The sequence below is a fragment of the Kribbella jiaozuonensis genome, from assembly GCF_005233875.1.
Taxonomy (GTDB): domain Bacteria; phylum Actinomycetota; class Actinomycetes; order Propionibacteriales; family Kribbellaceae; genus Kribbella; species Kribbella jiaozuonensis.
Genome location: NZ_SZPZ01000001.1, coordinates 1014595 through 1036073, shown reverse-complemented (window position 1 = coordinate 1036073; position 21479 = coordinate 1014595). Strand labels below are relative to the sequence as shown.

Annotated in this window: 18 protein-coding genes; 10 read left to right on the top strand and 8 right to left on the bottom strand. The window is 67.5% G+C overall.

Annotation, left to right across the window (positions count from 1 at the left end):
* Positions 1-8: 8 nt before the first annotated feature.
* Positions 9-443, bottom strand: coding sequence for a hypothetical protein (locus FDA38_RS04990; RefSeq protein ID WP_137252867.1), 435 nt, complete (start codon positions 441-443; stop codon positions 9-11).
* Between the two features lie 208 nt (positions 444-651).
* Between FDA38_RS04990 and FDA38_RS04985 the strand changes: the two genes are divergently transcribed.
* Together FDA38_RS04985 and FDA38_RS04980 are read left to right on the top strand one after the other, a co-directional pair.
* Positions 652-2469, top strand: a complete 1818-nt coding sequence (locus FDA38_RS04985) for a DUF222 domain-containing protein (RefSeq protein ID WP_137252866.1) — start codon at positions 652-654, stop codon at positions 2467-2469.
* A gap of 9 nt (positions 2470-2478) precedes the next feature.
* Positions 2479-2919, top strand: a complete 441-nt coding sequence (locus FDA38_RS04980; protein WP_137252865.1) for a YdeI/OmpD-associated family protein — start codon at positions 2479-2481, stop codon at positions 2917-2919.
* On the opposite strand, the gene FDA38_RS04975 is transcribed toward FDA38_RS04980, so the two are convergent.
* Positions 2906-5911, bottom strand: a complete 3006-nt coding sequence (locus FDA38_RS04975; protein ID WP_137252864.1) for a helix-turn-helix transcriptional regulator — start codon at positions 5909-5911, stop codon at positions 2906-2908. The two genes, FDA38_RS04980 and FDA38_RS04975, sit on opposite strands and share 14 nt — an antisense overlap.
* Before the next feature lie 93 nt (positions 5912-6004).
* Here FDA38_RS04975 and FDA38_RS04970 point away from each other — a divergent pair, with 93 nt between their 5' ends.
* On the top strand, positions 6005-7441 hold the full coding sequence (locus FDA38_RS04970; RefSeq protein ID WP_137252863.1) for an Nramp family divalent metal transporter: 1437 nt from the start codon (positions 6005-6007) through the stop codon (positions 7439-7441).
* Positions 7442-7450: 9 nt separating this feature from the next.
* Here FDA38_RS04970 and FDA38_RS04965 read toward each other — a convergent pair whose 3' ends face one another.
* Together FDA38_RS04965 and FDA38_RS04960 are read right to left on the bottom strand one after the other, a co-directional pair.
* On the bottom strand, positions 7451-8227 hold the full coding sequence (locus tag FDA38_RS04965; protein ID WP_137252862.1) for an aminoglycoside 6-adenylyltransferase: 777 nt from the start codon (positions 8225-8227) through the stop codon (positions 7451-7453).
* A gap of 63 nt (positions 8228-8290) precedes the next feature.
* Positions 8291-9220 (bottom strand): SMP-30/gluconolactonase/LRE family protein, encoded by a 930-nt coding sequence (locus FDA38_RS04960; RefSeq protein WP_137252861.1) that lies wholly within the window; start codon positions 9218-9220, stop codon positions 8291-8293.
* A gap of 118 nt (positions 9221-9338) precedes the next feature.
* On the opposite strand from FDA38_RS04960, the gene FDA38_RS04955 reads away from it, so the two are divergent.
* Complete coding sequence (locus FDA38_RS04955; RefSeq protein WP_233714525.1) at positions 9339-10748, top strand: three-helix bundle dimerization domain-containing protein; 1410 nt, start codon at positions 9339-9341, stop codon at positions 10746-10748.
* Here FDA38_RS04955 and FDA38_RS04950 read toward each other — a convergent pair.
* On the bottom strand, positions 10739-11641 hold the full coding sequence (locus tag FDA38_RS04950; protein ID WP_137252860.1) for an SMP-30/gluconolactonase/LRE family protein: 903 nt from the start codon (positions 11639-11641) through the stop codon (positions 10739-10741). The genes FDA38_RS04955 and FDA38_RS04950 overlap by 10 nt on opposite strands.
* A gap of 75 nt (positions 11642-11716) precedes the next feature.
* Here FDA38_RS04950 and FDA38_RS04945 point away from each other — a divergent pair, with 75 nt between their 5' ends.
* The 5 genes from FDA38_RS04945 (at position 11717) to FDA38_RS04925 (ending at position 16534) form a co-directional block, all read left to right on the top strand.
* Positions 11717-12145: an Lrp/AsnC family transcriptional regulator gene (locus FDA38_RS04945; RefSeq protein WP_233714524.1), complete on the top strand. Its 429-nt coding sequence runs from the start codon at positions 11717-11719 to the stop codon at positions 12143-12145.
* Positions 12146-12210: 65 nt separating this feature from the next.
* Entirely contained in the window at positions 12211-13995 is a 1785-nt protein-coding gene (locus FDA38_RS04940) for an acetyl/propionyl/methylcrotonyl-CoA carboxylase subunit alpha (RefSeq protein ID WP_137252858.1), read from the top strand.
* 251 nt (positions 13996-14246) lie between these two features.
* Positions 14247-14906 carry an SMI1/KNR4 family protein gene (locus tag FDA38_RS04935; protein WP_170989582.1) on the top strand — a complete coding sequence of 220 codons (660 nt, stop codon included), beginning with the start codon at positions 14247-14249 and terminating at the stop codon, positions 14904-14906.
* Between the two features lie 12 nt (positions 14907-14918).
* Positions 14919-15359, top strand: a complete 441-nt coding sequence (locus FDA38_RS04930; RefSeq protein WP_137252856.1) for a bleomycin resistance protein — start codon at positions 14919-14921, stop codon at positions 15357-15359.
* A 314-nt stretch (positions 15360-15673) separates the two neighbouring features.
* The gene (locus tag FDA38_RS04925; protein ID WP_137252855.1) at positions 15674-16534 is read left to right on the top strand and encodes a peptidylprolyl isomerase; all 861 of its coding nucleotides are present in this window, start codon (positions 15674-15676) and stop codon (positions 16532-16534) included.
* A 60-nt stretch (positions 16535-16594) separates the two neighbouring features.
* On the opposite strand, the gene FDA38_RS04920 is transcribed toward FDA38_RS04925, so the two are convergent.
* The 3 genes from FDA38_RS04920 to FDA38_RS04910 all read right to left on the bottom strand — a co-directional run bounded on the left by FDA38_RS04920 (position 16595) and on the right by FDA38_RS04910 (position 20429).
* A complete protein-coding gene (locus FDA38_RS04920; protein ID WP_137252854.1) occupies positions 16595-17752 on the bottom strand; it encodes a glycoside hydrolase family 76 protein in 1158 nt (385 codons plus the stop codon).
* A gap of 77 nt (positions 17753-17829) precedes the next feature.
* A complete protein-coding gene (locus FDA38_RS04915) occupies positions 17830-19053 on the bottom strand; it encodes a SpoIID/LytB domain-containing protein (protein WP_170989581.1) in 1224 nt (407 codons plus the stop codon).
* Entirely contained in the window at positions 19050-20429 is a 1380-nt protein-coding gene (locus FDA38_RS04910) for a peptidoglycan recognition protein family protein (protein WP_137252853.1), read from the bottom strand. Before FDA38_RS04910 ends, FDA38_RS04915 begins: the two co-directional genes overlap by 4 nt.
* Before the next feature lie 156 nt (positions 20430-20585).
* On the opposite strand from FDA38_RS04910, the gene FDA38_RS42055 reads away from it, so the two are divergent.
* Positions 20586-21437 (top strand): hypothetical protein, encoded by an 852-nt coding sequence (locus tag FDA38_RS42055; RefSeq protein ID WP_170989580.1) that lies wholly within the window; start codon positions 20586-20588, stop codon positions 21435-21437.
* The last annotated feature ends 42 nt before the right edge of the window (positions 21438-21479 follow it).

Below are 21479 nucleotides of genomic sequence, written 5' to 3'. Positions count from 1 at the left end.
CGGATGCGTCACCTCTCGACCGTGCCGCCTAACTGCACGGCAACGTTGTCTGCCGTAGGCCCATTGATGATCCAGTTCGGCCCGATCAAGATCGGGTCCGGCGTGAGTTTCTGCTCGGTCATCAGCTCATTCAGATCCCGCAGAGTGTCGATCGCCGACTGCAGATCGCCATCCGTGGCGTACGTCGACAACACGGTGTCCTCTGTGCAGTTCCCCGACTCCGCGGCCGTCTGCACAACGTTGTCCTGAGTCCAAGTCGAACACGGCAGGCCTGCCGCCACCGCGGCATCCTTCAATGCAGCGACCGTCTGATACCGCTGCGCAGACGGCGGTGACGAGCTGGCGGCCGAAGTCGTGGCCGGTGTCTCGTTAGCTGCGGGCGGCGTAGAGCCGCAGCCGGTGATGATCAGGGCAAGCACCGCCGTCCCGGTGATGAATCGCATGTCAAACCCCCGCCCGGTACATCGCACGCGACTAGAAGGTGCTACACCTGCTCTCCGACGCTCCAGGCCCGCGCCGCGTCGGGTCAATCCGACATGCGGTCATTGATACTCGTCGCCTGTGATCGCGATGCCGCGTTCGTCTTACAAATAAGGGCTTTCGAGCATCATCGATTTGCCGACTCTGGATCTCGCAGATAGAATCGAACACATGTTCGACACTGATCTGAGTGAGCTCGCGACGGCCGACCTGTTGGAGTCGGCCGTTGAGCATCGTTTGGCGGCGAACCGGGCCGACGCGCGGCTGCTGGAGCATGCGCAGATCTATGCCGACAGGTTCCACCCGTCCACCTGTGGCGTCCGGCCTGGTCGCCGGTCCTGTGACGGGCGGGAGCGGGCCGTGGTGCTGGGTGGTGAAGGCTGCCCGGAGATCGCGGAGTTCGCGGTCGCCGAGTTCGGGGTCGTGCTCGGGATCTCGCCGATGGTGGCCGCGCGGTTCATCGGTGAGGCGTTGGCGCTACGGCACCGGTTCCCGTTCACCTGGGCACGCGTATTGGCCGGTGACGCCACCCCGTGGAAGGCGCGCCAGCTCGCGTCCGCGTGCGTGAAACTCTCCGAGGAAGCCGCCACGTACGTCGACCAACGCATCGCGCCGCTGATCGACTCGATCACGCCGTACCGGCTGGAGAAGATCATCCGTGCCGCCAAACGCCACGCCGATCCCGAACTGGCCCGCGCCGAAGCCGCCGAGGCAGCAGACGAGCGCGGCGTCTTCGTCGGCCGCAGCGACGACCACGGCAACAAAACCCTGTTCGCCAAGGCTCCCGCCGCCGCAGTAATCCGGCACGACGCGACCATCGCCGCGATCGCCGACGCCCTCCAGACCTTCGGCGACACCCGCCACCTCCAACACCGCCGCGCCGACGCCATCGGCATCATCGCCGACCCCCGCTACACCCAAGAACTCCTGACCCAAGCCCGCAACCACCCAGCCCCCGCACGCCCGACAGATGCCACCGTCCCAGGTGAGGTGGCGGTTTCCTCTCCGACCACCGACCGACGCGGTACTGCGACGCGCCCGCCAACCCCGCAACACGACACCCCGAACACAAACGAGGCCAACCCGACCGACGACTGCGGCCCCGCCCATCGCCTACTGCGGGTGGATGAGGCGTCCGGCCGTGGAGCCGCTCATGGAGCCGTCGGTGACTCCCTCAACGGGACGGCCGGCGCCAGCGCCAGCGACGGGACCAGTGACGGATCGGACCACAGCGAGACTTCTCCGTCAGGCGATCCACTCGAGCCGCCCGACGACCCCTTCCTTCACAGCTCCGAGCCACCTGAACCCGATCTGCCGGCTGACCCCTTCGACAGTCGGGCCATGAGCTACGTACCTGGTCCACGGACACAACCCGATCCAGGGCTCCCGATGGACCTCGCGGCCCAACGGGCACTCGACGCTCGCCTGGCCGAGATCAAACAGGCGGCCTACACCAACCCCACGACCTCGGCAGGACAGGTGCGTCCCGGGCACACCGAGATCTTCGTCCACCTGACCGACCACACCCTCGCCACCGGCAACGGTGTGCTGCGCGCCGAGGGAATCGGCCCGCTGCTCGCCGACCAACTCACCGAGCTCGTCGGCCACGAGCCATACGTCGTCAAACCCGTGATCGACCTCAACGACTCCGTCAGCGCCGACGCCTACGAGATCCCCACCCGGATCCGCGAACACGTCCGACTCACCTACCCCGTCGAACTGTTCCCCTACGGCACCCGCGAAACCCATCGCGCCATCGACCTCGACCACATCCAGCCCTACGACCCGTACGGCCCAGCCGGCCAAACCAGCACACGCAACCTCGCCCCGCTCAGCCGCTACGCCCACCGGGTCAAAACCCACGCCCCAGGCTGGAACGTCCGCCGCGTCGACACCAAAACTCTGGAATGGACCACACCCCACGGCTTCACCTTCCGGGTCAACCCCACCGGCACACACCGGGTCGACCCCGTCAAGCGCGCTTTGTAACGTGGCGGTATGGAGACCTTTGAGGGGACGATCCTGGTCAACGACGGGGGTGGGGCGTGGGTTGAGGTGCCGGGCGAGGTGGTTGCGGCGCTGGGTGGGGGTGGGCGGATTCCCGTGCAGGCGACGTTTGACGGGGTGGAGTATCGCGGGTCGATTGCCTCCATGGGTGGGTGCATGGCGCTCGGGATTCTCAAGGGGATCCGGAGTGAGTTGGGTAAGGGGGACGGCGACGCGGTGACCGTGACGGTGGAGCGGGATACGGCTGAGCGGACTGTTGACGTGCCGGATGACCTTGCGGCGGCGCTGACGGAGGCGGGTTTGCGGGAGGCGTTCGACAAGCTTGCCTACAGTCATCGGCGGGAGCATGTGCAGGCGATCAACGACGCCAAGAAGCCGGAGACCCGTCAGCGGCGGATCGGCAAGGCGTTGGAGATGCTCAGGTCTTCTTGAGGGACGCCAGTTCGGTTCGGTTGGCGACGCCGAGTTTGGCGTACACGTGGGCCAGGTGAGTCTTGACCGTGCCGCGGCTCATGAAGAGCCGTTCGCCGATCTCGGGGTTGCTGAGGCCTTCGACGGCGAGGTCGACGACCTGTTGTTCGGTGGGCGTGAGGCTGGCCCAGCCGGAGGACGGGCGGCCGCGGGCTCCGCGGGTACGGCGGGCGTAGGCGACGGCCTCGTCCAATGGCAGCGGCGGCTCATCCGAGGTCGGCAGGTCCGGGTGGTCCGGTGGCGTGGCCAGGCCGAGGTCCGTACGGGCGGCGGCCGCGGCGGCGGCCAGGCGCGCGGCATCGGCGGGGCGGTTGGTGTGGTTTGCCAGCAGGGCAAGGGATTCCAGGCTGTCGATGACGTACGTACGCAGCCCGTGGTCGACCCGAATCGTCAACGCCTGGTGCAGCAGGTCGGCCGCCTTGTCCGGCTGCGCAACCATCGCGATGCGGCCGAGCTGGTCGAGCGCATCGGCGAGGATCCGCGGCAGGTTGTAGCGGCGGGCCAGGACGACGGCACGTTCGAGCACCTCGCCCGGATCCCGACCGCCGGCACGCATCGCAGCCGCAACACTCGGCAACAGCATGGCGGGTACGAACGTCTCCGCCAGCGGACCGTCGGCCGCGGTCTCGCGGGCGACCCACTCAACCGCAGCGTCGTACTCCCCGCTCCAGTAGGAGATCAGCCCCATCACCTGCCCGAGGTTCGATACGACGGCGCCCGCGGTCTCGGCCAGTTCGAGCAACGGCCGCATCAGCTCACGCGCTTCGTTGAGCCGACCGGTCCGCACGAGCAGCGTCGCCAACTGTCCACGCGCGGCCCCGACCCGGTGGAAGTCGCCGAGCGGTTCAGCGGCAGCGAGGGCGCGCTCCGCGACCTCGACGGCCTTCGAAGGCTCGCCGGTCGACATCAGGCTCTCCGCCCACACTGTCAGCACGGTCGTCGCGATCCCGCGTTCGCCGCTGCTGATCAGACCGTCGACGGCGCGCTCCAGCAGCGGCCGCAGTTCGTCGTGCCGGTCCCACAAGGACAGCAGGACGCACTGCAAGGCGATGTTCGCGTTCCGCGCCGGCTCGTTGTCCCCTGCCAGCCGCACTCCCTCGGCGGTCAGATCCCACGCCTTCTGGAAGTCTGTGAAGAACTCGCCGACCGCCACCAGCGCAAGGAAAAGCGATCGCAGCCGATCGTCTCCCAGCTCGGTGGCGAGCGCGAGCCCGCGACCCGCCGCGTCGTACCCGAACGGATCGACAGTGTCGGCGACCGTCGCATACCCGTACAGCAAACGGGCCTGGAGCAACGACCGGTCGTCCGGCGCGCGCTCGATCGCGCGGCGCAGGTAGCCGATGCCCTCATTGCCCGTCGCCTGCAGATTCCACAACCAGCGCAGGGCCGCGGCCAGTCGACGGCCGCGTTCCGGATCGTCCGCATGCAAGCCGTACTCGAGGGCGGCCCGATAGTTCTCCCGATCGGGCTCGATCCGCGCCCGCCAAGCCTCGCGATCTACGTCCAGCAAGGGTTCGGCGGTCTCCGCGACGGTCAGATAGTGGTCAAGGTGACGTGACCGGGTCCGGTCCGTCTCGCCGGCCTCGGCGAGGCGCGCGGCGGCGTACTCGCGGATCGTCTCCAGCAGGCGGTACCGCCCGCCCTCCGCCACCACGAGCGATTTGTCGACAAGCCGCGCAAAATCCTCGAGTACGACGTCGCACACCGCGGCCGCTGCGTCCAACGTGAAGCCACCCGCGAAGACCGCCAGCCGCTGGAACACCTCCCGCTCTTCAGGCGAGAGCAACTCGTAGCTCCACCCGATCGACGCGGCGAGAGTCTGCTGCCGCGCCGCAACCCCACGAACGTTCTTCGTCAGCAGCCCGAACCGGTCACTCAGACCCGCTTCGATCTGCTCGGGTGTGAGAGTGCGGACTCGAGCGGCCGCCAGTTCCAACGCCAACGGGATGCCGTCGAGCCGGAGGCAGATGGAACGTATTGCCTGCTCCGACTCAGGAAACTCCGTGCCGGCCCGCTCGACGAACAACGCCCGCGCTTCGTCCGGAGCCAGCGCGGGCACGCGCCAGACTGCTTCTCCCGCCAGATCCAGCGGCTCACGGCTCGTCGCCAGTACGGAGATCTCCGGGCAGCCGGTGTGGAGCGCGAGGACGAAGTCCGCCACCCCGTCGATGATGTGCTCGCAGTTGTCCAAGCAGATCAGCGCTCGCTTGGTCCGCAACTGACCGAGCAGCAGCCGGTCGCCGGACTCAACCAGCAGACCGATCGCCGCCGCGACGGCCTCCGGGATCTGTCCGGCGTCGGTGAGCGCGGACAGGTCGACCCACCAGACGCCGTCCGGCCAGCGCTCGGCCAACTGTGCTGCGGTCTGCGCCGCGAGTCGCGTCTTGCCGCTGCCACCTGGGCCGGTCAGCGTGACGAGTCGGTTGCCGGAGAGTTGCGTGCGGAGGGCTGCTACCTGGGTCTGCCGGCCGACGAAGCTGGTGAACATCACCGGAAGGTTGTTCGGTACCTGGTCGAGCGAGCGCAACGGCTCGGTCGTCGCGGTCAGCTCGAGGATCCGCTCGGCCGAACCGAGGTCACGCAGGCGGTGTACGCCGAGATCGGTGAAGGCGTCTGCGAGACCGGCGACTGTTGTTGCCGTGAGCAACGTCTGCCCGGGATTGGCGATCGCCAGCAACTGCTCGGCGTGCCGGACGGCCGGAGCCACGGTTGGCGCAGCGTGCAGGGCGATCCGGAGCAGCTCCCCCGCTGGCACCAACGACGCCGCCTCGCGCAGGTCAGCGGCGGCAGCGATTGCCTCCGCGACGTCGTCGTACACGAGAACGGGCCAGCCGGCGTCGCGTCGTACCAGCAGCTCCCCCGGCAGCTCTGCGGCCAGCCCGGCCAGGCGTGCGTAGGCGGGCGCGCTGGCGGCACCGGCGTACGACGCGGTCAGAACAGTCACCCCACCCATGCCGGTCAGTCTGCCATCCGGCTGTGTCGGGTCGCCGTTGTCGACAGTATTCGTTACCCTCCGAGGCAGGGGTCGAGGAGAGTGAGGAGCCTGATGGCAGACACCACATCGACTGACCACGGACGATTCGCACTACCGACCAAGAATCTGCCCGCACCGCAAGTTCGCGACCTTCCCGAGCCGCCCACGAAGACCTGGAAGATCATCGGCCCCGGCATGGTCGGCGCCGGCGTGGGACTGGCCTCGGGTGAGTTCATCCTCTGGCCGTACATCTCCAGCCAGGTCGGCCTGGTGTTCCTCTGGGGCGCCGTCGTCGGCGTGGTGATCCAGTGGTTCCTGAACATGGAGATCGAGCGGTACACGCTGGCAACTGGTGAGACAGCGTTGACCGGCTTCAACCGGTACGGGAAGCACTGGGGCCTGTTCTTCGCGATCATGACGTACTTCGCGAACCTCTGGCCCGGATGGGCGACCAGCTCGGCTTCGATGCTGACGTATCTTTTCGGCGCCGGTGACCCACGCTGGATCGCGATCGGGATGCTGCTGCTGATCGGGGCGATCCTGACGTTCGCGCCGGTCGTCTACGTGATGCTGGAGCGACTGATCGCGGTGAAGATCGCCGCCGTCGCGCTGCTGGTGATCCTCGCGCTGGTGTTCGCGATCCGCGCGAAGACGTACGGCGCGCTCGGCGACGCGGTCACGCATCCGCAGTTCCCGGCCGACGAGCTCGGGTTCGCGCTGGTGATGGGTGCGATCGCGTACGCCGGTGCGGGCGGCGGCCAGAACCTTGTCCAGAGCAACTGGATCCGCGACAAAGGCTTCGGCCAGGGCGCGCACGTGCCGCGGCTGACGTCGCCGGTGACGGGCGAGACCGAGGCCGACCCGACCGCCAACGGGTACACGTTCACACCGGACGACGCGAACCTGGCCCGCTGGCGGCGCTGGTGGAAGTTCGCGAACATCGAGCAGGCCGCGACGTTCGTGGCGATCACCGTGGTCACGATCGTGTTCACGTCGATGCTTGCCCACGCCACCCTGTTCGGGAATCCGGACGTCAAGAACAACATCGGCTTCCTGAAGATCGAGGGTACGACGCTGCAGACGCTCGTCGGCGACTGGTTCGGGTACCTGTTCTGGGCGATCGGCGCGTTCTCGCTGTTCGCCGCGGCGGCCGGCATCGTCGACTACACGTCGCGGCTGTCGTCCGACATGATCAAGGCCCGCTACCTGCGCGAATCGAAGATCACCGAGTCCAAGCTGTACTTCTGGCTGGTCTGGGGACTCGTTGCCTTCGGCATCATCGTCCTGCTGGCCGGCCTGACCCAGCCGCTGGTGCTGCTGGTCATCTCGGCCTGCACCGCCGGCACGATGATGTTCGTGTACTCCGGTCTGCTCTGGTGGATGAACTCGCGCGCCCTCCCGCACGCGATCCGCATCACCACCTGGCGCGCCGCCGTACTCGCCTTCTCATTCCTGGCCTTCGGCTTCCTGGCCGTCTTCACGATCATCGACCAGGTCAAGAAGCTGTAGGCGGATCCGTCAGCCGAGGAAGTCGACGACGGCTTCCTCGGCTGCGGTACGTCGTACCACCTGCACGCGCTCCCGCACTGTGCGGTACACGTCGACGGACGCCTTCAGTGCGCGCAGGCAGTCGGCAGCGTCGGCGGTCGCGACGGTCTCCTTCAACGCGGGCACGAGCTCCGGCGCAAGGGTCTCCAACCGCCGTACGCCGGCCGGCCGCGTCGTCCGCCCGATCCCGGCCAACGGCGCGATCGCGGCCGCGCGGATCATCCCCAGCGCGTCGATCGCCTCGAACAGCTCACCACGCGCGATCTTCACCGCGACGTAGTGCGCCCAGACCCAGAACCGGTCCTCGATCCACTGCGCATCCGGCTGCGGCCACTCCGCCACGGACTCCTTGCGAACCCTGTCGACGGTGTCGTCCCGCTGCCACAGCACCACCCCGTCCTCGACCCGCTCCCGCAGCCCGTCCGGCGTCACGAACTTCAGATCGACATGCGCCAACGGCGACCCGAACAACGCAATCAACAACCGCGGCTCACCCACATGCTCCCCGGTGAACGCAGCCAGCAGCGGCCCGACCCGCCCCGCAAACTCCTCCGCCCCGGCGAGCAGCTCCGGCTGGCCCTCCGCTGTACACACGATCACAAGATCCAGATCCGAATACTCATCACTAGTGCCCGAGGCAACCGATCCCCCGGCGATCACCGCAACCACCCGCGGATCTTTCTCCGCCTCCGCCACGACACTCTCCGCAAGCACCCGCAGATGCTCCGGCACGCCGACCAGCTCCACAGTTCCTCCTCGATCAGGTCAGCAGGCCATCATGACCCACCGCCCACCACCGAGGCGAACGAATTAGACCCGAGGGCCGTAGGCCTCCGGGGCGCCGTTGGCGGTGGTGAGGAGGGAGTAGACGGAAGTTGTCGCGGTGATGAAGAGGCGGTTGCGTTTGGGGCCGCCCCAGGTGAGGTTGCTGACGGTTTCGGGGACGAGGAGTTTGCCGAGGAGGGTGCCGTCGGGGTGGTAGATGTGGACGCCGTCGGCGGCAGAGGTCCAGATGCGGCCCTGGGTGTCGAGGCGGAAGCCGTCGAAGATGCCGTTGCCGCACTCGGCGAACAGTTCGCCGCCGGAGAGCTTGTCGCCGTCGACGGTGAAGACGCGCATCGTGCCCTCCTCCGAGTCGGAGATGTAGAGCAACGACTCGTCGGGCGAGAACGCGATCCCGTTCGGCCGGTTGAAGTCGTCGGCGACGCGGGTCAGCGCACCGTCCGTCCCGACGCGGTACACGTGGCACCCGCCGGTCTCGACCTCGCCCTTGTAGCCCTCGTAGTCGCTGTCGATCCCGTACGCCGGATCCGTGAACCAGATCGATCCGTCCCGCTTGACGACGACGTCGTTCGGGCTGTTCAGCCGCTTCCCGTCGTACTCGTGGGCAAGCACCGTGATGCCGCCGTGGTGCTCGGTCCGGGTCACCCGCCGGTTGCCGTGCTCGCAGCTGATCAGCCGGCCCTCGGTGTCGCGGGTGTGGCCGTTGGTGTTGCCGGCCGGGTGGCGGAAGACGGAGACCTGGTACGACGTCTCGTCCCAGCGCAGGATGCGGTCGTTCGGGATGTCGCTCCAGAGCAGGTACCGGCCCGCGGCGGAGTACACCGGCCCCTCGACCCAGCGTCCGCCGGTCCACAGCCGCTCGAGCTTGTTGTCCCCGCGGATCCCGGCGAACCGGTCGTCCAGCTTCTCCCAGACCGCCGGTGCGGTCCCTGCCAACGGCTCGAGAATTCCCGTCATCGCTCCACCCTATGTGAACCCCGTCGGTTGGACCTCTCGACCGGAAGGATATGCGTGGCGCCGAACGGGGGCGCAGAGCACGGCGCCGGAGTCAGACACCGTGATGTGGAGACATCCTTTGACGCTCGACACCGTTCGCGAAGAAAAGGCGATCGAGAACCTCACCCGCCGTCTCACCGACAGCTTCGCCGACATCCATACTCCCGAAGACATCGAGACCGCCGTGGCGGCCGCCCGCCGGCAGTTCGAAGGGGACCGCGTCCGCGACTACGTCCCGATCCTGGTCGAACGCATGGTCCGCCAGGAACTCACCCCGCAGCCCGAGCCCGACGACCGCCTGGCCAGGTGGACCAGACCGGCATCGACCACCACCCCGGCCCCGGAGCCCGCGGCCGGCGCCGGCAGCCCGTTCCGCCGGTTCAAGACCCGCGGCGTCGCGCTCCCGGCAGGGATCGCCGGCGTACTCGTCGTCGCCACCATCGTCACGGTCGTGATCGTCCGCGGCGGCGGCGACGTACAGGCCCAGACGTCCGGCGTCATCACCGTCAGCGGCGTGATCGGCTCGGAGAAGCGCGCCTTCTTCGAGGATCCTGACGTGAAGGCGGCGCTGGCCAAGCACGGGTTCGACGTGAAGGTCGACACCGCCGGGTCGCGCGAGATCGCCACCTCGGTCGACCTGAGCAAGTACGACTTCGCGTTCCCGTCCAGCACGGTCGCCGCGGAGAAGATCCTGCAGCCGGCGCCCGGGCGCCCGACCGTGAACGGTAAGAAGTACGCCGTGTTCTCGTCGCCGATGGCGATCGCGACGTTCCAGCCGATCGTCGACCTGCTGTCCGCGACCGGGATCGCCAGGCAGGTCAACGGCATCTGGTACTTCGACGTCCGCAAGTACGCCGACCTCGCCAAGGCCGGCTGGCGCTGGACCAACATCCGCGGCAACACGACGTACCCGGTGAACAAGAAGATCCTCGTCACCACCACCGACCCGCGCACCTCGAACTCGGCGGCGATGTTCCTGTCGATCGTCAGTTATGTTGCCAACCACAACAATGTGGTGCAGAGCGCGGCGGACGAGAAGAAGGTGCTGCCGCTGGTCGCGCCGCTGTTCGTCAACCAGGGCTACACCGACAGCTCCAGCGAGGGTCCGTTCGACGATTACCTGTCGCTCGGGATGGGCAAGTCGCCGATGGTCAACATCTACGAGGCGCAGTTCGTGGACGCCGCCGTACAGCACAAGCTCAAGGCGGGCATGGTGCTGATGTACCCGTCGCCGACGATCCAGTCCAAGCACACGCTGGTCTCGCTGAACGCGAACGGCGAGAAGCTCGGCGAGCTGCTGTCGACCGACACCGACCTGCAGGAGCTCGCGGCCAGGCACGGGTTCCGGACCGCCGACGAGTCGCAGTTCGCGAACGTCGTCAGCCAGAACCGGGTTCCGGTCGCGAAGGACGTCATCGACGTCGCGGACACCCCGACGTACGACACCCTCGAGCGGCTGCTGGACGGGGTCTCCAAGTCCTACCGCTGAGCCGTCGTGAGCCACGACCACACGGACGTGGTGGCGGTGATGAACAGGCGGTTGCCCTTGGGACCGCCGAACGTCAGGTTCGACACGACATTCGGCAGCAGCAGCTTGCCGATCAGAGTGCCGTCCGGGTCGAAGCAGTGCACGCCCTCGTGCGTCGCCGCCCAGACCCGGCCGGCGCTGTCCACCCGGATCCCGTCGAACATCCCGGCCTCGCAGGGCGCGAACACCTCGCCGCCGATCGGCTTCTCGCCGTCGACCTCGAACCGCCGGATGTGCTTGCCCGGGGTGTCGACGACGTACAGCTGCTGCTCGTCGAGCGTGAACGCGAGCCCGTTCGGGCGGATGAAGTCGTCGGCGACCACGGTCAGCACGCCGTCCGGCGCGATTCGGTAGACGTGGCAACCGTCGAGCTCCTGCTCGGCCGCGTGGCCCTCGTAGTTCGAGGTGATGCCGTACGGCGGGTCGGTGAACCAGATCGAGCCGTCGCTGTGCTCGACCACGTCGTTCGGGCTGTTGAGACGCTTGCCGTCGCGGTGCGACGCGAGGACGGTGCGGCTGCCGTCGTACTCCGTCCGGACGACCTGGCGATCGCCCTGTGAGCAGCTGATCAGGCGGCCGGTGCGGTCGATGGTGTTGCCGTTGACGTAGCCGGACGGCTCGCGGAACACGCTGACCTGGCCGGAGACCTCGTCCCAGCGGAGCATCCGGTCGTTCGGGATGTCGCTGAAGATCAGGCAGCGCCAAGCCGCCGAGTACGCCGGTCCCTCGAGCCAGCGGCCGCCGTCGTACAGGCACTCGACGTACTCGTCGCCGGCGATCCGGGCGAAACGCTCGTCGAGCACCACCAACTCGGCGCGGATCCGCGGCAGGGTGTTGGTGAGAGTGATGGTCATGGCTGAACTGTATCCTGTTATCCTTGGGTTTGACAGAATGAGATATGGAATTGAGTGCAGATGACCATAGATGATATGGATCGCAAGTTGCTGGCGGCGCTGCAGGAGGATGCCGGGCAGTCGTACGCCGCGCTCGGGGAGATCGCCGGGTTGTCGGCGGGGTCGGCCCACGAGCGGGTGCGCAAGCTGAAGGCGGCCGGCGTGATCCGGCGTACGACGATCGAGGTCGACCCGGCTGCGCTCGGCCGCGGCGTACTCGCGTATGTCCTGCTCGAGGCGAACGCGTGGATGGGCGATTCCCGGGAGGCGCTGCTGGACATACCGGCGGTAGATGAGGCGCACATCATCGCGGGACCGGCCTCGGTGCTGGTGAAGGTGCGGACGACGACCACCGAGGACCTGCAGGCGACGTTGCGCGCTCTCCACGCGGTGGACGGCGTGACCAGCACGCAGACTGTCGTCGTACTGGAGTCGTTCTTCGAGCGGCAACCCGCCGTGGTGTGAGGAACGCCCTGTCTCCTTCGACGGCCGGTTGACCCTAGACTCGGGCCAGCCGAAGGGAGTCAGCTGTGTCCGACAGCAAGCAGATCACCAAGGTGCTGGTGGCCAACCGGGGCGAGATCGCCGTCCGGGTCGTCCGGGCCGCCGCCGACGCCGGGCTGGGCAGCGTCGCGCTGTACGCCGACCAGGACCGCGACGCGCTGTTCGTCCGGCTCGCCGACGAGGCGTACGCGCTGGACGGGTCGACACCGGCCGACTCCTATCTGAACATCGCCAAGATCCTGGACGTCGCGGCGCGGTCGGGGGCGGACGCCGTACATCCCGGGTATGGGTTCCTGGCCGAGAATGCCGACTTTGCGCAGGCCGTTGTCGATGCGAGGCTGATCTGGATCGGCCCGCCGCCGTCGGCGATCGACTCGCTCGGCGACAAGGTCAAGGCGCGGCACATCGCGGAGAAGGTCGGCGCGCCGCAGGTTCCCGGTACGCCGGATCCGGTCGCGGATGCTTCCGAGGTGGTTGCCTTCGCGGAGGAGTACGGGCTGCCGATCGCGATCAAGGCGGCGTACGGCGGTGGTGGTCGCGGGATGAAGGTCGCGCGGACCATGGAGGAGATCCCGGAGCTGTTCGAGTCGGCGACCCGGGAGGCCGTGTCGGCTTTCGGGCGGGGCGAGTGCTTCGTCGAGCGGTACCTGGACAAGCCGCGGCACGTCGAGACCCAGTGCCTGGCCGATGCCCACGGCAACGTTGTCGTGGTGTCGACGCGGGACTGCTCGCTGCAGCGCCGGTACCAGAAGTTGGTTGAAGAGGCGCCGGCGCCGTTCCTGTCCGATGAGCAGCTTTCGCTGCTTTACGACTCGTCGAAGAAGATTCTCCGCGAGGCCGGGTACGTCGGCGCGGGGACGTGCGAGTTCCTGGTCGGGCAGGACGGACTGATCTCGTTCCTCGAGGTGAACACGCGGCTGCAGGTCGAGCACCCGGTGTCGGAAGAGGTCACTGGGCTGGATCTGGTGCGGGAGATGTTCCGGATCGCCGACGGTGAAGAGCTCGGGTACGACGACCCGGTTGTGTCGGGGCACTCGATCGAGTTCCGGATCAACGCTGAGGACGGCGGGCGCGGGTTCCTGCCTGCGCCGGGGACGCTGACGCGGTGGCATGCACCGTCGGGGCCTGGAGTGCGGCTCGATGGCGGGTATGACCAGGGCGAGACGGTGCCGGGGGCGTTCGACTCGCTGGTTGCGAAGCTGATCGTGAGCGGGCGGGATCGGCAGCAGGCGCTGGAGCGGTCGCGGCGGGCGCTGCGCGAGTTCGTCGTCGAGGGGATGCCTACTGTCATCCCGTTCCACCAGGCTGTGGTGTCGGATCCGGCGTTTGTCGGGACTGACGGGTTCAAGGTGCACACGCGGTGGATCGAGACGGAGTACGACAACCAGCTCACGCCGTACGACGGCCCGGTCGCTGAGACGGTCGAGGAGGGCGAGCGGGAGAGGGTGACCGTCGAGGTCGGCGGCAAGCGCCTCGAGGTCGTCCTTCCTGCTGGCCTAGGTGCTGTCGGTGGTGCTGCTGTCGCTTCTGCTGGCGCTGGGGCGAAGAAGAAGCCGTCCCGACGGGCCGGTGGTACGAAGAGCTCGGCGGCGTCCGGAGACTCCCTCACGTCCCCCATGCAGGGCACCATCGTCAAAATCGCCGTCGAGGAAGGCGCCACGGTCGCCGAGGGCGACCTGATCGTCGTCCTGGAGGCGATGAAGATGGAACAACCCCTCAACGCCCACAAGTCCGGCACCGTAACCGGCCTAACCGCCGAGGTAGGCGCCACCGTCTCCGCCGGCGCCCCCATCTGCGAAATCAAGGACTAACCCCGCGGGCCAACCGCCCAAAGGACACCGCTTCGCGGCGGCTGATTTGTTGGCCGCCTTCGGCGGCGGGCGGGTTGCGGTCGTGGGGACTGAGGCCGCGCGGACCAACGGGCTCGGGAATGGAGGCGACCGCGGCGGTCGTGCAGGTCGACCACGATGCCGATCGCGCGGTGGCGGATCCGCCCGGAGGTGATGCGCGGGCCTTCTCCTCACACCGTACGGACCTGAGGCTCTGGCATAGTGCGGAAGTTATGAATGGTTCGGTGGCGCAGTCGTGGAGTTCGATCACCGGGTGGCTCGCGGAGCGCCTGCCGCACGGGTTGGAACACCTTCACCCGCCGGCGACCCCGGCCGAGATCTCCGGGCTTCGGGCTGCGATGGGGCGCCGGCTGCCGAGCGATCTGATTGCCTGGCTTGGGTTGAACAACGGGTTCGGGTGGCAGGCGAACTTCGGTCTGCTCATCCCGTTCCTCTACGTCCCGATGGGGATCGAGCAGATGCTGCGCGATCGCGAGATGCTGCGCGGGATTACGGCCAGGGTCTCGCCAGACCGGCCGCTCTCCAACGAGCGGGATCCCGCCGGCACCGACTCGTTCGACTGGCTCGACGCGTTCCTGCCGATCGGCGACGCGGGGACCGACTGCCTCCTGTTCGTCGACCTTCGTGAGGGTGAGCATCACGGATGCGTCGGCACGTTCGACAACGAGTCGGGCGGGTTCTCCATCCCGGAGTGGTTCAGCATCACCGAGATGCTGGCCGATGTGGCCGACTCCCTCACCCTCGATCGGCCCGCGCTGCAGGATCACGGTCGCCGCTTGCATGCCGCCACGCCGTTTCCGACGCATCCGCCGATGGGATGGTCGCCGTACATCGACGACGGGCGCCTCCGGTGGAAGTCCGTCGGGGTCTGAAAGCATTGGCGCGTGAGTTCATCTGCTGAGCCATCGCTGGTGCCTGAACTCCTGGTGGGCGATGTGGCGAGGAGCCTCGAGTTCTGGTGTGGGCTTTGCGGGTTCGCGGTGGAATACCAGCGCGAGGAGGAGGGGTTCGCGTACGTCGTACGTGGGTCGGCGCACGTGATGCTCGAACAGCAAGGCGCCGGGCGGAACTGGGTCACCGGTCCGCTGGAGCGGCCGCTAGGACGCGGGATCAACTTCCAGATCAACGTGCCTGATCTCGCCCCGATCCTCTCCGCGCTCACCGCCGCCGACCACCCGCTCTTCATGCAGCCGGAAACCAAGTGGTACCGCGTCAGCCCTCAGGAAGAAACCGGCGTCAACCAATTCCTCGTCACCGACCCCGACGGCTACCTGATCCGCTTCCAATCCTCGCTCGGTCGCCGGTCGACCGTCACTCCCACCTAGATCGCCGCGCTCGGCTCAAGTACCTCAACGCCAGTCACGGTCGCCCCACCACACTCCGCGCCCCGCCGAAGGCGGCAACAGAACCGCCGCCGCGCAGCGGTGTCCTTCACACGCCCCCACCCCACCCGTCCATCCGCGCCAACCACACTCGCCCCCACCACGACCCGCACCCGCCGAAGGCGGCAACAGAACCGCCGCCGCGGAGCGGTGTCCGTTAGGGGGTGTCGATTTGGTGTTGTTTGTGGATTGACAGACAGTTCTCAGGTTTTCGCTGTAGGTTCCCGTGCAGGCATTCCGGTGAGGAGGGTTACTGCATGTCCAAGAAGACCCATCAGCAGCAGTTGGCGGCGCGGAAGGCGAAGCGGCTGGCCGAGCGGGAGGTTGAGCGGCGGCGGCAGCGGCGGAATCTGGCGGTCACGATCGCCTCCGTGGCGACGGTGGTCGTGGTCATCGTCGGGGTCTTCGTGGTGTTCGGGGTGGGTGGTGACGACAAGCCGGCGGCTGCGTCGGGTGATCAGGCGTCGGCGGGGCCGGACAACAAGCCGGCGAGTATTCCGACCGCGATGGCGCCCGCGCCGAAGCGGGCGACGCCGCTGGCGGCCGAGGTGAACTGCACGTACAAGAAGAGCGCCGAGCCGGCCAGCAAGAAGGTGAACCCGCCGGCCGACGGGAAGACCAAGGCGTCGGGTACGTCGAAGGTCAGCCTGGACACGTCGATCGGGGATCTGCAGCTCACGCTGGACAGTGCGCTGGCGCCGTGCACGGTGAAGAACTTCCTGAGCCTGGTCGGACAGAAGTACTTCGACAACACCAAGTGTCATCGGCTGACTGTCGGCGAAGGGCTGCAGGTGCTGCAGTGTGGGGATCCGACCGGGAGCGGGTCGGGTGGGCCGGGGTACAGCTTCGCGGATGAGGTGTATCCGACGCTGAAGTACGGGCGTGGGGTGCTGGCGATGGCTAACTCCGGGGCCAATACGAACGGGAGTCAGTTCTTCATCGTGTACGGCGATGCGTCGGGGCTGACGCCGCAGTACACGGCGTTCGGGACGATCGACGAGGCGAGCGCGAAGCTGATCGACAAGGTGGCGGAGGCGGGGGTTACGCCGCAGAACGGGCCGCAGGACGGTACGCCGATCACGCCGGTGGAGATCAAGACGGCAACCGCAGCAGCTTAAGTAAAAGAACCGCGCCGCCCGTCTCCTGGAGGAGGCGGGCGGCGCGGTGTTTGTTAGCACTCAGGCGAGCAGGTGGTAGCGCGAGCGAGGCCAGGCGAGGAGGGCGTGGATTTGGGTTATGCCGGATTGTTGTAGCAGTTCGACTGGGCCTTCGTCGAAGTGGTAGAGGTTGGTGGCGGGGTCTCGGGTGGTGGTCCAGTTGTCGGTGGCGTAGGACTGCATTGCCTTGCGGTAGCGGGAGTCCGGAGCCACCGAGTCCAGGATCAACAGGTTCTTGAACCAGATCGAGTTGAACGCGGCGCCTTGTTTCGCGAGGATCTCGGGCGTGTTGTAGAACGCCAGCGACGCCGACGCCACCGACTTCGCGTCCCGCAGGTACTTCGGGTTACCGGTTGCCTTGAACAACAAAACCCCGGCGCCGAGCATCACGCCCTGGTTGTAGCTCCACTGGGTCTTCTCGACGTTGCCGGCCAGGTCGATGTGGTCCCAGTACAGGCCGTTCGGGGCGAGCATGCAGGTCTGCGCCCACGTGTACATCCGCTGCGCCCACGTCAGGTACGACTTGTCCCGGGTCAGCAGGTACAGATGCGCGCCGAGCTCAGCACCCGGCCCGTTCGACACCGTGTTGCGATCCTGGCTCCACGGCGCCTGGGTCCAGAAAACGCCGCCGGCGCACGGATGCGACGGATCCGTGTCCCAACCATGGACGACGAGCGCGAAGATGTCCTTCGCGCGGGCGAGTGCAGCGCGGTCACCAGTCCGCTTGTACCGCTGGATCAGGTTCAGCCCGATCCACTCGTTGTCGTCGTAGAACTTGTCCCCACCTTGGCCGTTCGGCGGCCGCACGTACGAGTCGTACCCGGTCGGCGTCGTACCGGCATTCCAGTAGAACTCGTACGCCGCGAGCCGCCGATCGGCCTCAGCCGAGCCCTTGTGCCCCGCGCCGGGCACCCCGGCCAGGTCCTCGGCCGCGATCGCCGCCTGCGAATACGGCCAGACGTACGAGTACGGATTGGACTGCGTGTTCGGGTACTCCTCCAGCAGCAATCCACCCTTGCCGGCATCGAAGTACTTGTTGATCGCGTCGTACGACGCCCGCGCTCGAGTTGCGTTCGGGTCGGCTCCCGCGTCGGCCGTGGTCATGCTCAGCGACCCGAGGACGGTGACCGCGAGTACTCCGGCGGCCAGACGAGTTGATATACCAAATTTCCTGCGCATCGACCTGCTCCTCCTGGGCGGTGGCGGTTGACATCGATGTCACGTTCTAACCGGCGCACGGACACGGCGTCAATGGCTCAGCGACCAGGCTCTTCGACAACAGCAGTTGGCATATCAAGTGGACGGGCCGGGAAGCTGATCCAGCCGGACTTCAGATGCAGCCGGATCCGGACCTGATCGGCCGTCAGCACCCGCTTCCCCTTCGACCCGACGGCCTCGACGGTCAGCGCCCGCCCGCCGCCCGGACCGACGCCACTGCGCTTCAGCACCCGCACGTACCGGATCGACCCGACCGCGAAGACCGACTGCATGTCCGCCGCCGACCGCGTCACGCTCCACGACACGTTCGGGTTCCCGTTCTTCGGGTATGCGTCCCAGCTGTCCGCCTTCATCAGCTGGTACGGCACGTCCCCGGCCGCAGTCGCCCCGCCGTTCGACGACGAGAACTCGGCGATGATCGGCTTGCCCTTGTACAGCCGGATCTGTCCCGCGGTCGCAGCAATCGCGTTGTTCGTCGACGTCTCCTCCGAGTCGTACCCGCCGTACACCTGGCACGACGTCGTGTCGCACAGGTCATAGGCCTTCGCGGCCGCCCGATTGCGATGGAAGACCGAATAGGTGCGCGCAGCAACAGCCTGCGCCTGCAGCGCAGCCGGCCTCCAGCTGGACACAGCCTCCCGAGGCACGACGCCACGCAGGTAATACTCCAGCGGTACGACGTTCACCGTGTCCAGATGCGTACCGGACACGTCGATCGCCCGCAGCGCCCCGCGATACCGCCGTACGGCGCCACTCGGCAGGACCAGCCCGATCACCGCGGGTCCCTCGAACTGCGCCATCCCCGTGAACGTCTTGTACAGCGTCCATTTCTTCGTCTTCGCGTCGTACGAGCTGAGCTTGGTCCCGTGCTCGCCGTTCGGGTCGATCGACCACTGGTTCCTGGTCGATGCCTTCGGCAACACATAGACCTTGCCAGTGGCAAAGGACCTGACGCTGAGCTTGTTGACCGCCCCCACGCGCACCCCGTCGGTGGTGTCGGCGCTAACCCGGACCCGGATGCTGCCGGTCGCCTTCCCGACCGTCGTGCCCGGGTAGTAGAAGTCCAGGATCTGCTTCACCGACTTCCCCGCCAATGCCGCACCCTGCGCGCCGTACTGCGAAAGCCCCCGCCCGTGCCCGAATCCGCGGCCGTTGATCGTCGTGTCCGGAGCCGCTGCCGTGGGCACGACCTCGCGGGCCTGCGCGGTCGCGCTGATCACCGTGGACGACAGCACGACGGCAGCGATCACACGTTTCCTCATGAAGCTCTCCCGTACACAAGATGGACCTGACGTGTGCGGCGGTCCCACACGAGCCAGCCGCGCTGGAACTTCTGCCGGGAGCCGCCCGGCACGCGGTACGCCTCGGTGATCGGCAGTCCGAGCCGCGCGCTGCCGGCGCCGAGCCGCCGGAACCGGGTCCGGAACGCGCCGGCCGTCGAATGCGTGCCGCTGGCAACGGAGTAGAAGACGTCGCGGGTGGCGAAGTACGTCGCATAGCCGGTGCGGGTCCGGTGCTCGCCCCAGAACGGCTGGCCGATGTTCCGGAACCCGAGCTTTCGCGCGTACTGATAGATCGGCGTCGAGAAACTGCCGCTCATCAACGTGTTGACCCGTTGCTTCAGCCAACCAAGTTTGTTGTACAGCTGCGTTCCGGGACAGGCGGTCGCCTTGGTGTCGCGGTGTCCGGAGACGGTGTGCAGGCGACTGCCGTCGAGCGTGATCGTTGCCAACGGCGACCGATAGTTCGCGTCGAGCTTCCACGCGATCACGCGCGCCGTCGACTCCAGCATCGCGGCTGGTGGAGCGGCCTTTTCGAAGTTGCCGATCAGCGCGACGCCGAACGAGTTCGAGTTGAACGCCGCCGTGTGCGCGCCGAGCACCGGCAGCTGCGCACCGCCGTACCGGCCCTCGAAGACGCGACCGAAGCGGTCGACGAGGAAGTTGTAGCCGAGATCGCACCAGCCGCGGCTCTTCACGTGGTACGCGTACATCGCCCGCACCATCGCCGGGACCTGCGTACGCGTGTAGTCGTTGCGGTCCGCAGTGTGGTGCACAAAGGCGGCCAGCACAGTCGTCGTGTACTTCGGACGCGCGCACGCAGCCCCGTTGTGGGTCCGAAGCCGCTCGTCGGCACCCCAGCGCTTCCGGCTCACCATCAACGGCATCGGGTACGGCGCTCGCGAGGCCGCCGGCTCGACCGATTGCGCGGACGGTTCATCGGCATCCGATGCAAGTACGCCCGGCTGGATCAGCACGACCTTGGCGCCGGCGATCGTCGTACCGGTGTCGGTGACGGCGCTGGCCTGGACGCCGGTGGCATTACCGACCCACAACGGTTCGGTGCCGCCGCGCTCAATTCCTTCAGGTACCAATGGATCTGGGCCGTGTTCGTCCTCGACCGATAACGATTCCCAGTCGGTCCACTGTCCGTCGCGTTCGACGCGGATCTTGGCGGTGACGTTGCGTGTGCCCTCCGGCCAGGTGACGGCGGCCATACCAAACGGTTTGGTACGGGCCTGGACGGTCGGGCCGTCGAGCGGGATCTCCTGGTAGGAAGCGTCGGAATCGTTGTGCTGCAGGGGTATCAGGGTGGCCGCGGTCAGCACGAGTGGGAGTAGTCGGGCAGTCCTGCGCATGAGCCAGCCTTCCGGCGGTGGTACGACGGGCGCTGGGCGGTGTCACCGATTATGCGCGGTCGGTCATCGTTTTCCGGGGATTGCGTCACCCTGCGTGGCGTGGGCGGCTTGAGGGATTCGATACGCTCTGTCCAAAGCCCCCGAGAGAGGCCCGACATGGAATTCATCCTGATCATCGCTGTCGTGGTGATCGCGGTTCTGGCGTACCGCTCGTACCGTCGGACCCAGCTGCAGAACAAGAAGCAGCACGAGATCACGGCCGCCGAGCTGGAGTCGGTGAAGCGCACTGCCGACGAAGACATCACTCGCTTCGGCGAGGAACTGCAGGACCTCGACCTGGAGATGGTCGGCAAGGACCTCGGCGACGGTGCCCGGCAGGACTACCAGCGCGCGCTCGACTCCTACGAGTCCGCGAAGCAGGCGATCGGCCAGGTCACCCAGGCCGACCAGATCAAGCACGTGGTCGAGATCCTCGAGGACGGCCGGTACGCCGCGGCGTGCGTCAAGGCCCGTGTGAACGACCAGCCGCTGCCGCAGCGGCGGCCGGCGTGTTTCTTCAACCCGCAGCACGGCCCGTCCGTGGTCGACGTGATGTGGTCGCCGCCCGGCGGCGCGCCGCGTGAGGTGCCGGCCTGTGCGGCCGACGCCGAGCGGGTCCGCGTCGGCGCCGAGCCGGATGTCCGCAAGGTCATGGTCGGCCCGCAGCGCGTGCCGTACTGGGAGGCCGGTCCGGCCTACTCGCCGTACGCGCAGGGTCTGTTCGGTGGCGTCGGCGGTGTGCTGACCGGCATGTTCATCGGCACCGCGCTTGGCGGCATGTTCGCCGGCGGCGGGTACGGCGATTACGCGGCCGGTTACGAGGACGGCCAGGCCGACGGCGGTGACGGCGGCGGAGATGGTGGCGACGGCGGAGGCGGCGACGGCGGGGACTTCGGCGGCGGAGACGGCGGCGGCTTCGACTTCGGCGGCGGAGACTTCGGCGGCGGGGATTTCGGCGGCGACTTCTGAACGACCAGAGCCCGGGCAACCACGAAGTTGCCCGGGCTCTGT